The sequence below is a fragment of the Marinilabilia salmonicolor genome, assembly GCF_003003035.1.
GTDB lineage: Bacteria > Bacteroidota > Bacteroidia > Bacteroidales > Marinilabiliaceae > Marinilabilia > Marinilabilia salmonicolor_A.
This window is the reverse complement of record NZ_PVTS01000042.1, coordinates 1-2,990: the sequence shown is the minus strand read 5'-3', so window position 1 is coordinate 2,990 and position 2,990 is coordinate 1. Positions and strand designations below refer to the sequence as shown.

The following is a 2,990-nucleotide window of genomic DNA, read 5'->3' as shown; positions in this document are numbered from 1 at the left end:
CGAAACGTTCATTGACATATTGGAAAACATAAGACTCAAAAAGCAAAACGAGCACACTGCAAAAAAGTAGTAGTGCTTTAGTGTACGTCTGAATTTCATTACCTACGGGTTTTGGAAGGAAGACACCAACTAAGAAAGTAAAAAAGGGCGCATGGCGGATGCCTTGGCTCTCAGAGGCGAAGAAGGACGTGATAAGCTGCGAAAAGTCATGGGTAGGTGCAAATAACCATTGATCCGTGAATATCCGAATGGGGCAACCCACTGTATTGAAGATACAGTATCCAGTAATGGAGGCGAACCCGGAGAACTGAAACATCTAAGTACCCGGAGGAAGAGAAAACAAAAGTGATTCTCCTAGTAGCGGCGAGCGAACAGGGATTAGCCCAAACCATTGTTGTTTAGGCAATGATGGGGTAATAGGACTGCGGTGTGAGGATTAAAGACGAAATGGAAGCATCTGGAAAGTTGCATCAAAGAGGGTGACAATCCCGTACATGTAAGTGTTTAATTTTCTAGCAGTATCCTGAGTAGGACGGGACACGAGAAATCCTGTCTGAATTAGCCGGGACCATCCGGTAAGGCTAAATACTCCTGAGAGACCGATAGTGAACAAGTACCGTGAGGGAAAGGTGAAAAGCACCCCTGGCAGGGGAGTGAAAAAGTACCTGAAACCGTGCGCCTACAAGCAGTCGAAGCCCTTTAGTGGGGTGACGGCGTGCCTTTTGCATAATGAGCCTACGAGTTATTCCTTACCGGCAAGGTTAAGTATTTCAAGATACGTAGCCGAAGCGAAAGCGAGTCTGAACAGGGCGATAGAGTCGGTAGGGATAGACGCGAAACCAGGTGATCTACCCATGGTCAGGTTGAAGTCCCGGTAACACGGGATGGAGGACCGAACCAGTAAACGTTGAAAAGTTTTTGGATGAACTGTGGGTAGGGGTGAAAGGCCAATCAAACCTGGAAATAGCTCGTACTCCCCGAAATGCATTTAGGTGCAGCCTTATGAAAGTTTAGCACAGGTAGAGCTACTGATAGGACGCGAGGGTTTCATCGCCTATCAACTCCTGACAAACTCCGAATGGTGCTAAATGATTCATAGGAGTGAGGGCATGGGTGCTAAGGTCCGTGTCCGAGAGGGAAAGAACCCAGACCACCGTCTAAGGTCCCCAAATGTATGCTAAGTTGAAGAAAACGCGGTATGGTTGCACAGACAGCTAGGATGTTGGCTTGGAAGCAGCCACTCATTTAAAGAGTGCGTAACAGCTCACTAGTCGAGCGACCGTGCATGGATAATAATCGGGCATTAAGCATGCTACCGAAGACGTGGATTTGTGACATTAGTCACAACTGGTAGGGGAGCATTCCAACACCGCCGAAGCAGTATTGTGAGATATTGTGGAGGAATTGGAAAAGCAAATGTAGGCATAAGTAACGATAATGAAGGTGAGAGACCTTCACGCCGAAAGACTAAGGTTTCCTGATCAACGCTAATCGGATCAGGGTCAGTCGGGACCTAAGGATAACCCGAATGGGGAAGCCGATGGCAAGCAGGTCAACATTCCTGCACCCGCTATACAATAAAAGTGACGGGGTCACCAGGTGTCTGAGCGCTGACGGAATAGCGCCCTGAGCCTAGGCTACGGCCGAAGCGAAGACAAGTAATGACTTCCAAGAAAAGCGAGTATAGCGGCCCGTACCGTAAACGGACACACGTAGTTGGGTTGAGTATACTAAGGCGCTCGAGTGATCCGCGGCCAAGGAACTAGGCAAATTAGTCCTGTAACTTCGGGAGAAAGGACCCCCGGTATTGATTTCGGTTAATATTGGGGCGCAGAGAAATGGCCCAGGCGACTGTTTACCAAAAACACATGGCTTTGCTAAATCGAAAGATGATGTATAAGGCCTGACACCTGCCCGGTGCCGGAAGGTTAAGAGGAGATGTTAGTTTCGGCGAAGCATTGAATTGAAGCCCCGGTAAACGGCGGCCGTAACTATAACGGTCCTAAGGTAGCGAAATTCCTTGTCGGGTAAGTTCCGACCTGCACGAATGGTGTAACGATCTGGGCACTGTCTCAGCCGCGAGCTCGGTGAAATTGTAGTACCGGTGAAGATGCCGGTTACCCGCAACGGGACGGAAAGACCCCGTGAACCTTTACTGCAACTTAACATTGATTTTGGGTAAGTGATGTGTAGGATAGGTCGGAGACTATGAAGCGGTATCGCCAGGTATCGTGGAGTCGCCCTTGAAATACGACCCTTTACTTGCTTGGAGTCTAATCCCACAGCGTGGGAGACATTGTTTGGTGGGTAGTTTGACTGGGGTGGTCGCCTCCAAAAGAGTAACGGAGGCTTCCAAAGGTTCCCTCAAGACGATTGGTAACCGTCTGAAGAGTATAATGGTACAAGGGAGCTTGACTGTGAGACCAACAAGTCGATCAGGTGCGAAAGCAGGGCATAGTGATCCGGTGGTTCCGAATGGAAGGGCCATCGCTCAAAGGATAAAAGGTACTCCGGGGATAACAGGCTGATCGCCGCCAAGAGCTCATATCGACGCGGCGGTTTGGCACCTCGATGTCGGCTCGTCACATCCTGGGGCTGGAGAAGGTCCCAAGGGTTGGGCTGTTCGCCCATTAAAGTGGCACGCGAGCTGGGTTCAGAACGTCGTGAGACAGTTCGGTCCCTATCTGTTGTGGGCGTAGGAAATTTGAGAGACCCTGTCATTAGTACGAGAGGACCGTGATGGACAGACCACTGGTGCATCAGTTGTTCCGCCAGGAGCATCGCTGAGTAGCTAAGTCTGGAAGGGATAAGTGCTGAAAGCATCTAAGCACGAAGCCTGTCTCAAGATAAGATTTCCATATAAGGGGCGTTGCAGACGACGACGTTGATAGGCTGCAGGTGTAAATACGGTGACGTATGTAGCCGAGCAGTACTAATTACCCAAAACTTTTAAGTTGGGGAGTTCAATCTCCACACTGAAGCATTATTAC

General features: G+C 49.4%; 1 rRNA gene. It reads left to right on the top strand.

Annotated features, from left to right (window positions below):
* Nucleotides 1-131: 131 nt before the first annotated feature.
* Nucleotides 132-2,955, top strand: a 23S ribosomal RNA gene (locus BY457_RS18715).
* Nucleotides 2,956-2,990: the final 35 nt, after the last annotated feature.